We start from the raw sequence: 14,050 nt of genomic DNA, 5'->3' as shown, positions 1-14,050 counted from the left end.
CCGGTACAACCAACAACAATCAAGTTTGAATGTTTGACAGACCCGCCAGCAGCCGGGGCTGATCGGCTATGCTTGCGCAGCGCAAGGGACATGAAACCGGCTCGGGACCCATGGATATCAAGTTCACCAATCGCCTGTCATACAAGCAAGCCCGGTTGACAGTCCTGGTCGGCTTCATCCTGGGAACATTGCTCAGTCTCATCCAGATCGGCATTGATTATGCCAGTGAAGACGCGTCCATCAACCGCGAAGTGCAGGCGTTGCTACAGATCAGCCACAACCCGGCCTCGCGCATCGCCTACAACATCGACGCCGAACTGGCCCTGGAGCTGACGCGTGGCCTGCTGCAATCGCCAGCCGTCATCCGCGCGCGGCTGATCGACAACAACGACACAGTACTGGCCGACGTGCAACGCTCGCGCCTGGAGGACCGCTACCGGCCGCTGAGTGACTTCCTGTTCGGCGAACAGCGCCAGTTCCAGGACCGCCTGTTCCTGACCCACATGCCCAACGAGTACCTGGGCACCCTCTACCTGGACGTGGACACCTACGCCTTCGGCAGCCGCTTCCTCGACCGCGCCGGCGTCACCCTGGTCAACGGTTTCGCCCGCAGCCTGGTGCTTACCGGCATCCTCCTGGCCCTGTTCTACTTCATGCTGACCAAACCCCTGGTGACCGTCATCGGCGCGCTCAGCAACGACGCGGGCCAACGCAGGCAAACCCGGGTGGACTGCCCGCACGGTCACGAAAAAGACGAGATCGGCGTATTGGTGAAGGTCGCTAACCAGCAGTTCGTCAGCATGGCCACCGAAATCCAGCAGCGGCGCAGTGCCGAGAACCGCCTCACCCAGTACCTCAATGAACTGGAAGACATCGTCTCGTCGCGCACCACTGAGCTGAAGGCCAGCAACAGTCGCCTGAGCCAGTCCAACCAGGAACTGGAAGAAGCCCGCCAGCGTGCCCTGGACATGGCCCAGGCCCGCGCCGCCTTCCTGGCCAACATGAGCCACGAGATCCGCACCCCGCTCAACGGCATGCTCGGCATGATCGCCCTGGCCCTGGACAGCCCGCTGGCCGGCGAGCAGCGCCAGCAGCTGTCGATCGCCCACGACTCGGGCAAGGTACTGGTCGAGCTGCTCAACGATATCCTCGACCTGTCCAAGTTCGATGCCGGCCAGCTGGAGCTAGAGCGCATTCCGTTCGACATGGCCGCGATGATCGAGGACACCGCCAACCTGCTGTCGCAGAATGCCGCGCAAAGCGTCGAACTGACCTGCCTGATCGCCAACGACTTCCCCAGCATGGTACTCGGCGACCCGACACGCGTGCGGCAGATTGTCAGTAACCTGTTGTCCAACGCGCTGAAGTTCACCCGTTTCGGCCGCGTCGACGTGCGCCTGAGCGTCATCGTCGGCGGTGTGCGCCTGGAAGTGCACGACACCGGCATCGGCATTCCCGAGGAAGCCCAGGCGCGCATCTTCCAGCCCTTCATCCAGGCAGGCGCCGGCATTACCCGCCAGTACGGCGGCACCGGCCTGGGCCTGGCGCTGACCCGCAACCTGTGCAAAGCCATGCAAGGGCACCTGCACATCCAGTCCGAGGCGGGCTTCGGCAGCCGCTTCAGCGCCGACCTGCCACTGGCCGCACACACCGAAGCCATCGCGCCAGCGCCGCTGCACGGCCAGGTGGTGGCCCTGACCCGCGCCGGCAGCGGCCTGGGCGAACTGCTGCAGAGCCTGTTGCCCGCCTGGGGCCTGCACTACAGCCGTCATGACGATGCCAGCAACGTGCGGATGAAAGCCGTCGACGTGCTGATCACCGATGACCTGGACCACCTGCAGGACCTGCGCCCAGCCTTCAAGGCGCCGATTCTGCTGGTGACCGCCTATGGCAATTTCCTGCCCAGCGAACAGTCCAGCCTGCTCGCCCCGTTACATCAACTGGCCCGTCCGCTGGCGCGCAATCCGCTGTACCAGATGCTGCGCCGCACCCTGCAAGGACAGGCCCCCGAACATCCACTGGCCAACCCCAGCGCCACACTTGAGGAAGGCCGCGCGCGCATTCTGTTAGTGGAGGACAATCCGGTGAACCAACTGGTGGCCAAGGGCATGCTGGCCAAGCTCGGTTGCCAGGTGCAGCTCGCCACCCAAGGCGCCGAGGCGCTGGAGATGCTCGAGGAAAATCAGTTCGACATGGTGCTGATGGACTGCAACATGCCGGTGATGGACGGCTACGAAGCCAGCCGGCGGATTCGTCAGAGCGGTCGCTGGCCTGAGCTGCCCATCGTCGCGCTGACTGCCAATGCCATGCCCGAGGAGCGCGAGCGCTGCCGCGCGGCGGGCATGAACGACTATCTGGCCAAGCCGTTCCGCCGCGAGGAGCTGTTGGCGCTGATCGACCATTGGGTACCGGTCAACGGCTGAGCAAACGCTCGATGTCTGCCTCCAGGGCCTGGGGCTTGGTGGTTGGCCCGTAGCGCTTGACCTTGCCGCTGGCCGGGTCGAACAGGAACTTGGTGAAATTCCACTTGATCTTCTGGGTGCCCAGCAGGCCTGGGGCGCGCTGCTTGAGCTCGACGAACAGCGGGTGGGCGCCAGGGCCGTTGACGTCGATCTTGCGAAACAGTGGGAAGCTCACGCCGAAATTGCGCTCGCAGAACTGCGCGATTTCCCGCGAATCGCCCGGTTCCTGCTGGCCGAACTGGTTGCACGGGAAGCCCAGCACCACCAGCCCACGATCACGGTACTGCTGCCATAGCTGCTCCAGGCCCTTGTACTGCGGGGTGAAGCCGCATTGGCTGGCGGTGTTGACCACCAGCAGTGCCTTGCCGGCGAAGTCGCCCAGCACCTTGTGCTCACCGCCCAGGGTCACGCAGGGAATGTCGAGTATCGATCCAGCCATGTTCAGCTCCGTTCAGTCACGCGGCTTGAGGTCCAGGCACACCGAATTGATACAGTAGCGCAGCCCGGTCGGTGGCGGGCCGTCGGGGAACACATGGCCCAGGTGGGCATCGCAGCGGGCGCACGTGACCTCGGTGCGAATCATGCCGTGGGAGGTGTCGCGGATTTCGATCATCGCGCTGTCTTCGATCGGCTGGTAGAAGCTGGGCCAGCCACAGCCGGAATCGAACTTGGCCTGTGCGTCGAACAATGGCAGGTCGCAGCAGATGCAATGGTAGATGCCGTCGCGCCGTTCGCTGTTGTACTTGCCGCTGAACGGCCGCTCAGTGCCCTTGAGACGGCACACCTGGTACTGGGCCGGGTCGAGCATGGCACGCCATTCTTCAAGGGTTTTGTCGATCTTTTGCATAAGGTGACCTCGGCAGGCTGAATTTCACGCTGCGCCGTCTTTTCCAGGGCGCGGGTGGCACGTATATTAGTCGGCTTCGTGTGCAAGGCTCCAAGTCTGGCACCCGCGCCCCGCCCTTTCAAACCTTTCGACGGCGGCGCCTGCGACTTCTCAATCGGGATCACATCATGCAGTTCAGCAAATCGAACAAGCTCGCCAATGTCTGCTACGACATTCGCGGCCCAGTGCTCAAGCACGCCAAGCGCCTGGAAGAGGAAGGCCATCGCATCCTCAAGCTGAACATCGGTAACCCGGCGCCGTTTGGCTTCGAGGCACCGGACGAAATCCTCCAGGATGTGATCCGCAATCTGCCCACCGCCCAGGGCTACAGCGACTCCAAGGGCCTGTTCAGCGCGCGCAAGGCGGTGATGCAGTACTGCCAGCAGAAGCAGATCGAAGGCGTCGGTATCGAGGACATTTACCTCGGCAACGGTGTGTCCGAGCTGATCGTGATGTCGATGCAGGCCCTGCTCAACAACGGCGACGAAGTGCTGATCCCAGCGCCCGACTACCCGTTGTGGACCGCTGCGGTCAGCCTGGCCGGCGGCAAACCGGTCCACTACCTGTGCGACGAGCAGGCCGACTGGTTCCCGGACCTGGAAGACATCAAGGCCAAGATCACGCCGAACACCAAGGCCCTGGTGATCATCAACCCGAACAACCCGACCGGCGCGGTGTACTCCAAGGAACTGCTGCTGGGCATGCTGGAACTGGCGCGCCAGCACAACCTGGTGGTGTTCTCGGACGAAATCTACGACAAGATCCTCTACGACGAGGCCGTGCACATCAGCACCGCCTCGCTGGCCCCGGACTTGCTGTGCCTGACCTTCAACGGCCTGTCCAAATCGTACCGGGTCGCTGGCTTCCGCTCCGGCTGGCTGATCATCTCCGGGCCCAAGCAGCATGCCCAGAGCTACATCGAAGGTATCGACATGCTGGCCAACATGCGCCTGTGCGCCAACGTGCCCGCCCAGCATGCCATCCAGACCGCCCTGGGCGGCTACCAAAGCATCAACGACCTGGTGCTGCCGCCAGGGCGCCTGCTGGAGCAGCGCAACCGCACCTACGAGTTGCTCAATGCCATCCCAGGCGTGAGCTGCGTCAAGCCCATGGGCGCGCTGTACGCGTTCCCGAAGATCGACCCGAAAGTGTGCCCAATCCACAACGACGAGAAGTTCGTGCTCGACCTGCTGCTGTCGGAAAAGCTACTGATCGTTCAGGGCACCGCGTTCAACTGGCCGTGGCCGGACCACTTCCGCGTGGTGACCTTGCCACGTGTGGATGACCTGGAGCAGGCGATTGGCCGCATCGGTAATTTCCTGAAGGGGTATTCGCAGTAGGGTCGGCTTGGGGTTCGTGGCGGCGCGTGGATCGAGCGCCGCCCGCGCGGCGCATCGCGAGCAAGGCTCGCTCCTACGCTTGCTTAGGGCCATGAAACAACGTCCGACAGCCCTCTCAGCATGTTTCTTACATCCTGCAACGCTCTAGCTCACAGCCCCCGCGATATCCTCTGCCATACTCCGCCGTACACAGTTTGAAATAGTCGCCCGATTGAATCGGCGCGACAGGCCCCTTATATACCCCGCATACGCAACGAACTCATCCGTCAGGAGAACGTAACAACCATGATGCGCATTCTGTTGTTTGTAGCCACCAACCTTGCGGTGGTGCTGGTTGCAAGCATTACCCTGAGCCTGTTCGGTTTCAACGGGTTCATGGCCGCCAATGGGGTTGACCTCAACCTCAGCAGCCTGCTGGTCTTCTGCGCCGTGTTCGGCTTCGCCGGTTCGCTCGTTTCGCTGTTCATCTCCAAGTGGATGGCGAAGATGACCACCGGCACCCAGATCATCACCCAGCCGCGCACCCGTCACGAACAGTGGCTGTTGCAGACTGTCGAGGAGCTGTCCCGCGAGGCCGGCATCAAGATGCCCGAGGTGGGTATCTTCCCAGCTTACGAGGCAAACGCCTTCGCCACCGGCTGGAACCGCAACGACGCGCTGGTCGCCGTATCCCAAGGCCTGCTGGAGCGCTTCTCGCCCGATGAAGTGCGTGCCGTGCTGGCCCACGAAATCGGCCACGTGGCCAATGGCGACATGGTGACCCTGGCGCTGGTGCAAGGCGTGGTAAACACCTTCGTGATGTTCTTCGCCCGGATCATCGGCAACTTCGTCGACAAGGTCATCTTCAAGAACGAGGAAGGCCAGGGTATCGCCTATTACGTGGCCACCATCGTCGCCGAGCTGGTGCTGGGCATTCTGGCCAGCATGATCGTGATGTGGTTCTCGCGTCGCCGCGAATACCGCGCTGACGAAGCTGGCGCACAACTGGCCGGTACCAACGCCATGATCGGCGCCCTGCAGCGCCTGCGCGTGGAGCAAGGCCTGCCGGTGCACATGCCTGATACCATGCGTGCCTTCGGCATCAACGGCGGCCTGAAGCATGGCCTCGCTGGCTTGCTGATGAGCCACCCGCCACTGGAAGACCGCATCGAGGCGCTGCGTCGCCGCGGTTGATGGGTCGAGGTATGAAAAGGGCGACTCAGGTCGCCCTTTTTTTACGCCTACCTCTCCCCACCAACACCTGTGGGGACGGGCTTACCCGCAAAGCGTCCGGGACCTGCGCGCTATCGATCAAAACCCTAGCCGATAGGCGCGCTCCAGCAAGCTCGCGATTCCAGCCTGGCGAAACTTCGGACTTTCCTCGATCACCTCGACGGCCTCCAACGCCTCCACCTTCCAAGCGCAAAAGCCGCGCCGCACCTCTTCATCCCCCACCGAAAACGGCGGCCCCTCCAGCTTGGCCTGGTCATAGTCCAGTGTCACCAGCAGCCCTCGACCACCAGAAGGCAGGATATTCGACAGCATCGCCATGTACCGCTCCCGCATCTCAGGGGGCAAGGCAATCAGCGCGGCCCGGTCGTAGAGCCCGACACAGTCGACGACATCCTCGGCCTGCAAGGCGAAGACATCCCCGCACAACACTTGCACCGCGCCGGCCTGCCAGAGCTCGAATACGCCCTGCTGCGATACCTCGGCCGACAACCCCTGCTCGCGGAAGAAGTCTTCCACCGCCCGCCGCGACAACTCCACCCCCAACACCCGGTGCCCCTGCCCTGCCAGCCACGCCAGGTCCAGGCTCTTGCCACACAGCGGCACCAATACCCGACTACCGGGTGCCAACCCCAACGCTGGCCAATACCGCTGCAGATAGGGGTTGACCTGGGCCTGGTGAAAACCGATCTGGTTGTCGGCCCACTTGCGATGCCAGAACGCCGCGTCCATCTTTCCTCCTGGTTATTCGATAGATAACGCTAAAATCTTATATTGGAATTCGATCTGTATCTGATCGAAGATGTCAGCATCTTAACCGCCAGGACACCACCATGCTGCCCAGCCTGTTCATTTCCCACGGCTCCCCCATGCTCGCCCTGCAACCCGGCGCCAGCGGTCCGGCCCTGGCTGGTCTGGCCAACGCCTTGCCACGGCCAAAGGCGATCGTGGTGGTGTCGGCGCACTGGGAAAGCCGCGAACTGCGGGTGACCGGCAGTGCGCAACCAGGGACCTGGCATGACTTCCATGGCTTCCCCGCCGCGTTGTATGCGGTGCAGTACCCGGCGCCGGGCGAACCTGGCCTGGCCGGCCAGGTCAGCGAACGGTTGACCAAGGCCGGCCTGCCCGCCCGCCTGGACCCGCAGCGACCGTTCGACCATGGTGCTTGGGTACCGCTGTCGCTCATGTACCCGGATGCGGGCATTCCGGTAATTCAGGTTTCACTGCCCAGCCACATGGGCCCGGCGCTGCAGATCAAGGTCGGCCAAGCGTTGGCGGGGCTGCGAGAGGAAGGTGTGTTGCTGATCGGTTCGGGCAGCATCACCCACAACCTGGGCGAGTTGGACTGGCACGCCGGGCCGGATGTGATCGAGCCTTGGGCGTTGGCCTTCAGGGACTGGGTGGTGGCGCGCCTGGCCGAGGATGACCAAGCTGCATTGCTGGATTACCGGCACCAGGCGCCGTTTGCGGTGCGCAACCATCCCAGCGATGAGCATTTGCTGCCGCTGTTCTTTGCCCTGGGGGCCGGAAAGCGGTTTGCCGTGGTGCACCAGGGGTTCACCTTGGGGGCCCTGGGGATGGACATTTATCGATTCGACTGAAGGGACCTCTTGCCGGCAGGCCGCCGCCTGCCGGTAAAGCTGAGCGTGCAGGCAAAAAAATCCCCGACCTAGGCCGGGGATTTTTTCATGGCGCCAGGATCAGTCCTCGCGGTAGCGGCGCAGCTTCAGCTGCTTGCCCGCCACACGGGTGTCCTTGAGCTTGGACAACAGACGCTCCAGGCCGTCTTCCGGCAGTTCGATCAGGCTGAAGCTGTCACGAACCTGGATACGGCCGATGGCGTCGCGAGCCAAGCCGCCCTCATTGAGGATCGCACCCAGCAGGTTCTTGGCGGCGATACCGTCACGGGCACCCAACGCAGTACGGCAACGAACGCGACCTTCAGCCAGCGGCATCGGCGCGCGACGCTCGCGGTCACCACGCTCACTGCGCTCACCACGGTCGCCACGCTCACCACTGCGCTCACGCGGGGTGAAGCTTGGCACCAGCGGCTGCTCACGCTCGACAGCCGCCAGATCCAGAGCCTGGCCATTGGTGGCCTTGCGCAGCAGGGCCGAGGCCAGTGCGCGTGGGCTGCAGCCGAGGTCGGCGGTCAGACGGTCGAACAGTTCGCCATGGGTGGCTTCCGCTTCGGCCACCAGCGGCGCCAGGCTCGAAGTCAGCTTCTTGATGCGGGCATCGAGTACGGCCTGCGCGTTCGGCAGACGGGCCTCGGCCACTTTCTGACCGGTTACACGTTCGATCACCTGGAGCATGCGACGCTCACGCGGGGTAACCAGCAGCAGCGCACGGCCATCGCGGCCAGCACGGCCGGTACGACCGATACGGTGAACGTAGGACTCTGGGTCGTACGGCATGTCCACGTTGAATACGTGGGTGATGCGCGGAACATCCAGACCACGGGCCGCGACGTCGGTGGCGACGACGATGTCCAGACGGCCATCCTTGAGCGAGTCGATGACGCGCTCACGCTGGTTCTGGGCGATGTCGCCGTTCAGCGCGGCAGCCTTGTAGCCCTTGGCTTCCAGGGCGGAGGCCAGGTCCAGGGTGGCTTGCTTGGTGCGTACGAAGGCGATCAGCGCATCGAACTCTTCCACTTCCAGCAGACGCAGCACAGCCGGGATCTTCTGGTCGGCGTGGACCATCAGGTGGGCCTGATCGATCGCGGTGACGGTCTGGGTCTTGCTCTGGATCTTGACGTGCTTCGGCTCGCGCAGGTGGCGCTCGGCGATGCTGCGGATCGAAGACGGCAGGGTGGCGGAGAACAGCACGGTCTGGCGCGATTCAGGGATGGCGTCGAAGATCACTTCGAGGTCGTCCATGAAGCCCAGCTTGAGCATCTCGTCCGCTTCGTCCAGTACCAGGTACTGAACGGTGGACAGGACTTTCTCGTCGCGGCGCAGGTGGTCGCACAGGCGGCCAGGGGTAGCGACGACGATTTGCGCGCCGTTACGGATGGCACGCAGTTGTGGGCCCATCGGGGCACCACCGTACACGGCCACGACGTTAACGCCCGGCATCTGCTTGGCGTAGGTTTCGAATGCGGTAGCTACTTGCAGCGCCAACTCACGGGTTGGCGCAAGGATCAGGGCTTGCGGTTCGCGCTTGCTCACGTCGATCTTGTTGAGGATCGGCAGGGCGAAGGCAGCGGTCTTGCCGGTGCCAGTCTGCGCCTGGCCGATCATGTCGTGACCGGCGAGGATGATCGGGATCGACTGTTGCTGAATGGCGGACGGCTCTTCGTAGCCGGTAGCCAGTACGGCAGCAACAATGTTCGGATTGAGTTCGAGAGCGGCGAATCCGCCGGTTTCCTGGGTCATGGGTCTGCCTCTAGGTGCATCCGCAAAGACCCATGCTCCAAAGCTGCACATGCCTTGAAAGACCAAACGGTCACCCAGGCAGCTTTGGCGGCGGGGATTTGCGAAAACGATTGAAAATGAATACGTGGGAAGGTCCGCCTAGCGGACGCGCAGCCGAAGCTGGACTCGGAGGATTTGCACCACCTGATTTTGAGGTCCGCTAAAAGACCGGCGCGTACTATACCCGAATTGAAGGGGACAGTGAGGAAATTTTTCAGTTTGGGTAGCCAGTATCAGGCCATCAATCGATACCGGCTGAAACGTTTTTCTCCAGCAGCCCCCTTCCTGCCCCGCTTCCGAAGAGCCCACTGCCCTGGAGCACGGCGCAGTCCCCGTAGGAGCGGGTTTACCCGCGAAGAGCGCAACACGGTTTCAGGTCGCTGGCCGAATTTCCCGGATCAGGCTCTCCAGGCTATACCCCAGGCGCGGCGCCAGCGCTTCGGCGCGTGCCCGCACCCCGTCCAGGTCCAACGTCTGCTCGAGGTCCGCAGGCACCAGCAGGATGACATTGCCCTCCTTCACCGGCAGCTCCCAGTAATGCCGGTGGTAAAGCCCGCGCAGCAACGCCGCACCCAGCGGCCGGCCATCGTCGTTGGCCCACTGGTTGATCACCAGCCAACCGCCGGGGTTGAGTTGCTGCTGACAGTTTTCCAGGAACCGCCAGGCCAGGTGCCCGACACCCGGTCCGTGGTCGGTGTACAGGTCAACGAAGATCAGGTCGGCTTTTTCCGCGCTCGGCAGCAACTCGAGGGCATCGCCGATACGCACGTAAAGCCGCGGATCATCGTCCAGCCCGAGGTACTCCATGGCCAGGCGCGGCACATCCGGGCGCAGTTCGATGGCTTCGATGTCCTCCAGCGGCAGGAATTTCATGCAGGCCTGGGTCAGGGTACCGGCCCCCAACCCCAGGAACAGCGCACTCTCTGGCTGTGCGTGGCACAGCGCCCCCACCAGCATGGCACGGGTGTAGTCGTACTCCAGCCAGCTGGGGTCGGCGGTGAACACGCAGCTTTGCTCGATCGCATCGCCGAACTCGAGAAAACGGTAGTCGTCCACCTCGTACACGCTGATCACGCCAAAGGCATCTTCGACCCGGGCCAGTAGCCGCTCTTCCCGCTCCGTCGCCATCACTGCCACCTGCCCACACAAAAACGCGCATTGTCCGTCAACACCTGCAACGCAACAAGCGCACCGCCAACTGTTACCATGACGAACAGCCTACAACCGACAAGACCGAGCCCGTGATGAACCAACCGTGGAGCCCTGACAGCTGGCGTGCCCTGCCGATCCAGCAGCAACCGACCTACCCCGACGCCGCGCACCTGCTGAAGGTCGAGCAGACCCTGGCCAGCTACCCGCCGCTGGTGTTCGCAGGCGAAGCACGCGAGCTGCGTCGACAGTTCGCCGAGGTCACCGAAGGCCGGGCCTTCCTGTTGCAAGGTGGCGACTGCGCCGAAAGCTTCGCCGAGTTTTCGGCCGCGAAGATCCGCGACACCTTCAAGGTGCTACTACAGATGGCCATTGTCATGACCTTCGCCGCCGGCTGCCCGGTGGTCAAGGTCGGGCGCATGGCCGGGCAGTTCGCCAAGCCTCGCTCCGCAGGCGATGAAACCATCGGCAACGTCACCCTGCCCGCCTACCGCGGCGACATCGTCAACGGCATCGGGTTCGACGAGAAAAGCCGCGTGCCGGACCCGGAGCGCCTGCTGCAGGCGTACCACCAGGCCACCGCCACCCTCAACCTGCTGCGCGCCTTCGCCCAGGGCGGTTTCGCCGACCTGCATCAGGTGCACAAGTGGAACCTGGACTTCATCGCCAACTCGGCGCTGGCCGACAAGTACCACCAGTTGGCCAACCGCATCGACGAGACCCTGGCCTTCATGCGCGCCTGCGGCCTGGACAGCGCCCCACAACTGCGCGAAACCAGTTTCTTCACCGCCCATGAAGCGCTGCTGCTCAACTACGAAGAGGCCTTCGTGCGTCAGGACAGCCTGACCGGTGACCACTACGATTGTTCGGCGCACATGCTGTGGATCGGCGACCGTACCCGCCAGTTGGATGGTGCCCATGTCGAGTTCCTGCGCGGCGTGCACAATCCGATCGGGGTGAAGGTCGGGCCGAGCATGAACCCTGAAGAACTGATCCGCCTGATCGACATCCTCAACCCGGACAACGACCCGGGCCGGCTGAACCTGATCGTGCGCATGGGCGCCGGCAAGGTGGGTGACCACCTGCCGGGGTTGATCCGCACCGTCGAGCGCGAGGGGCGCAAGGTGCTGTGGAGCTCCGACCCGATGCACGGCAACACCATCAAGGCCAGCAGCGGCTACAAGACCCGTGACTTTGCGCAGATCCTGGACGAGGTGAAACAGTTCTTCCAGGTGCACCAGGCCGAAGGCAGCCATGCGGGCGGGATTCATATCGAGATGACCGGACAGAACGTCACCGAATGCATCGGCGGCGCCCGGCCGATCACCGAAGACGCGCTCTCAGACCGCTATCACACCCATTGCGACCCACGCATGAATGCCGACCAGTCACTGGAGCTGGCGTTCCTGATCGCCGAGACGCTCAAGCAAGTGCGGCGCTGAGCGGGAGCGGTTGGCTGAAAGCGGGGGCGTTCGTGAGAGCGAGCGCCGCCCGCGCGGTGCATCGCGACCAAGGCTCGCTCCTACGTTTGTTTCCGGCCAGCACAGGCTCTTACCCTCATCTACGCAGCGGATCGTCCCAGAAATGCCGATCCGCCTCTTGCTGGATATCGGCCCGGCTCAACCCCAAGTCCTGCAACGTCGCGTCACTGAGGCGAGCCAACTCCTGACGCTGGCGATACAACTGCAGCCAGCGCGCCAAACGCTCGATCGCCACATGCCACAGGTGGTTCAGGGAAAAGGTGGTGTGCTCGATGCTGCTGACATGACCTTTCATCGTGAGGCCCTCCGTGTTGATGGCTCCAGTCTCATCCCAGGCTTAAGATCAATCCAACGAATGTTTCTGATGCCATGCATCTCGGAGATTGATGCAATGTCCCACTATCAGAGTCTCGATGCCGATGTGCTGCGCACCTTCGTCGCCATTGCCGAACAAGGCGGCTTCACCCGCGCCGGCGAGGTGGTCAACCGCACGCAGTCGGCAGTCAGCATGCAGATGAAGCGCCTGGAAGAAGACATCCTCCAACGCCAGCTTTTCGAGCGCGACGGCCGCCAGGTGCGCCTGACCGCCGAAGGGCAAGTGTTGCTGGGTTATGCCCGGCGCATCCTCAAGCTGCACGGCGAGGTGTTCAATACCCTGCGCATGCCACACATGGTCGGCGTGGTGCGTATCGGCACGCCGGACGATTATGCGATGCGTTTTCTGCCGACGATCCTGTCGAGTTTCGCCCAGGCTTACCCGCTGGTGCAGGTGGAAGTGCACTGCGACTCGTCCAAGCAACTGATGCTGCGCCAGGACCTGGACCTGACCATCGTCACCCGCGAGCCGGGTAACGAAGTCGGCCAGCTGCTGCGCCAGGAGCGGCTGGTCTGGGCCGCTGCCGAAGGCTTCTGCCCACACGAGCAGCGGCCCGTGCCATTGGCGTTGTTCAACACCGATTGCTTCTGCCGCGCCTGGACCTGCAATGCCCTGGAGGCCCAGGGCATCGACTACCGCATTGCCTACACAAGCCCCAGCCTGGCGGCGATCTTCGCCATCGTCACCGCTGGGTTGGCGGTGACAGCGCAGCTGCAGAGCCTGATTGGCGGTAATGTGCGCATTCTTGGCGAACAGAGCGGTTTGCCGCAGTTGCCGCTGGCCAATGTGATGCTGCTGCGCAATTCGCAGAGCCAGTCACCGATTACCGACTGCATGGCCGACTACATCGTGGAAGGGTTCAAATGACCGCGGGCCACCACTGTCGGCTATAGCTCGAACCCAAGCATCGCCGCGCACACCACCAGAAACACGCAGAACAACGCCCGTAGCACTTTCTCGGGCAGTGCATGGGCCAGCCGCACACCCCAACTGATGCTGAGCAAGCCCCCCACCGCCAGTGGGATGCCCACGCTCCAGCTCACGCTGTGGTGCACACCGTAGGTCAGCAAGGTCACCGCCGTGCTCGGCGCCGCCAAGGCCAGGGACAGCCCTTGGGCTACCACCTGGGTGGTACCGAATACACTGGTGAGGATCGGCGTTGCGACCACGGCCCCGCCTACCCCGAACAATCCCCCCATGGCGCCCGAGAAGCTGCCCAGCACACCCAGCCACGGCCAGGGGTAGCGCAGCTCGGCGGAGGGTGGCGCCACCTTGAGGAACATCCGCGCCACGTTCCAGATGGCCAGGGCCACCAGAAAGCCGACGAAGCCCAGGCGCATCGACTGCGCGTCGATCCCCACTGCCCAGATCGACCCTAACCAGGCGAACAGCAGGCTGCACAGTGACAGCGGCAGTGCATGGCGCAGCTCGATGCGATTGCGCTGGTGATAACGCCACAGCGCCAGCAACACGTTAGGGACCACCATCACCAGCGCGGTGCCCTGCGCCAATTGCTGATCGAGGCCGAACAACACACCCAACGCCGGGATCGCGATCAACCCTCCACCAATGCCGAACAGCCCACCCAGGGTACCCAGGGCTGCGCCCAGCGCGACATACATCAACCACTCGATCATCAGGGCCTCATCCGCCTGTATTTGGAATTCAAGCATGCTACCCAGTCAGGGCTGGCGGGGAAACGCACAGCAACGCACAATGGCTATGCGT

12 protein-coding genes and 1 pseudogene are annotated in these 14,050 nt (G+C 63.3%); 6 read left to right on the top strand and 7 right to left on the bottom strand.

Going from position 1 to position 14,050, the window contains the following annotated elements:
- Positions 1-68 precede the first annotated feature (68 nt).
- Positions 69-2,423: a response regulator gene (locus tag P3R38_RS07000; protein WP_277686940.1), complete on the top strand. Its 2,355-nt coding sequence runs from the start codon at positions 69-71 to the stop codon at positions 2,421-2,423.
- Here the strand turns inward: P3R38_RS07000 and P3R38_RS06995 are convergent.
- Positions 2,413-2,901 carry a glutathione peroxidase gene (locus P3R38_RS06995; RefSeq protein WP_027907254.1) on the bottom strand — a complete coding sequence of 163 codons (489 nt, stop codon included), beginning with the start codon at positions 2,899-2,901 and terminating at the stop codon, positions 2,413-2,415. The two genes, P3R38_RS07000 and P3R38_RS06995, sit on opposite strands and share 11 nt — an antisense overlap.
- 12 nt (positions 2,902-2,913) lie before the next feature.
- The gene (gene msrB / locus P3R38_RS06990) at positions 2,914-3,309 is read right to left on the bottom strand and encodes a peptide-methionine (R)-S-oxide reductase MsrB (RefSeq protein WP_023379370.1); all 396 of its coding nucleotides are present in this window, start codon (positions 3,307-3,309) and stop codon (positions 2,914-2,916) included.
- 167 nt (positions 3,310-3,476) lie between these two features.
- Between msrB and P3R38_RS06985 the strand changes: the two genes are divergently transcribed.
- Both P3R38_RS06985 and htpX read left to right on the top strand, forming a co-directional pair.
- A complete protein-coding gene (locus P3R38_RS06985; protein ID WP_023379369.1) occupies positions 3,477-4,688 on the top strand; it encodes a pyridoxal phosphate-dependent aminotransferase in 1,212 nt (403 codons plus the stop codon).
- 285 nt (positions 4,689-4,973) lie between these two features.
- A complete protein-coding gene (gene htpX / locus P3R38_RS06980; protein ID WP_023379368.1) occupies positions 4,974-5,861 on the top strand; it encodes a protease HtpX in 888 nt (295 codons plus the stop codon).
- 117 nt (positions 5,862-5,978) lie between these two features.
- On the opposite strand, the gene P3R38_RS06975 is transcribed toward htpX, so the two are convergent.
- Positions 5,979-6,629 (bottom strand): thiopurine S-methyltransferase, encoded by a 651-nt coding sequence (locus P3R38_RS06975; RefSeq protein WP_023379367.1) that lies wholly within the window; start codon positions 6,627-6,629, stop codon positions 5,979-5,981.
- Positions 6,630-6,730: 101 nt separating this feature from the next.
- Here P3R38_RS06975 and P3R38_RS06970 point away from each other — a divergent pair, with 101 nt between their 5' ends.
- Complete coding sequence (locus tag P3R38_RS06970) at positions 6,731-7,498, top strand: class III extradiol ring-cleavage dioxygenase (RefSeq protein WP_023379366.1); 768 nt, start codon at positions 6,731-6,733, stop codon at positions 7,496-7,498.
- Between the two features lie 99 nt (positions 7,499-7,597).
- Here the strand turns inward: P3R38_RS06970 and P3R38_RS06965 are convergent.
- Positions 7,598-9,311: pseudogene (locus P3R38_RS06965) on the bottom strand (DEAD/DEAH box helicase).
- Between the two features lie 377 nt (positions 9,312-9,688).
- On the bottom strand, positions 9,689-10,444 hold the full coding sequence (locus tag P3R38_RS06960; protein WP_202675971.1) for a spermidine synthase: 756 nt from the start codon (positions 10,442-10,444) through the stop codon (positions 9,689-9,691).
- A 116-nt stretch (positions 10,445-10,560) separates the two neighbouring features.
- Between P3R38_RS06960 and P3R38_RS06955 the strand changes: the two genes are divergently transcribed.
- Positions 10,561-11,907, top strand: a complete 1,347-nt coding sequence (locus P3R38_RS06955) for a 3-deoxy-7-phosphoheptulonate synthase class II (RefSeq protein WP_023379363.1) — start codon at positions 10,561-10,563, stop codon at positions 11,905-11,907.
- Positions 11,908-12,022: 115 nt separating this feature from the next.
- Here the strand turns inward: P3R38_RS06955 and P3R38_RS06950 are convergent, their stop codons facing one another.
- Positions 12,023-12,241: a DUF1127 domain-containing protein gene (locus tag P3R38_RS06950; protein WP_277686939.1), complete on the bottom strand. Its 219-nt coding sequence runs from the start codon at positions 12,239-12,241 to the stop codon at positions 12,023-12,025.
- A gap of 96 nt (positions 12,242-12,337) precedes the next feature.
- On the opposite strand from P3R38_RS06950, the gene P3R38_RS06945 reads away from it, so the two are divergent.
- Positions 12,338-13,189 carry a LysR substrate-binding domain-containing protein gene (locus tag P3R38_RS06945; RefSeq protein ID WP_023379361.1) on the top strand — a complete coding sequence of 284 codons (852 nt, stop codon included), beginning with the start codon at positions 12,338-12,340 and terminating at the stop codon, positions 13,187-13,189.
- A gap of 20 nt (positions 13,190-13,209) precedes the next feature.
- Here the strand turns inward: P3R38_RS06945 and P3R38_RS06940 are convergent, their stop codons facing one another.
- Entirely contained in the window at positions 13,210-13,959 is a 750-nt protein-coding gene (locus tag P3R38_RS06940; RefSeq protein WP_023379360.1) for a sulfite exporter TauE/SafE family protein, read from the bottom strand.
- Between the last annotated feature and the right edge of the window lie 91 nt (positions 13,960-14,050).

This window comes from Pseudomonas sp. NyZ480 (assembly GCF_029537255.1).
Classification (GTDB): Bacteria; Pseudomonadota; Gammaproteobacteria; order Pseudomonadales; family Pseudomonadaceae; genus Aquipseudomonas; species Aquipseudomonas taiwanensis.
Note: the sequence above shows the minus strand (reverse complement) of the source record. Positions and strands in the feature narration are given on the sequence as shown.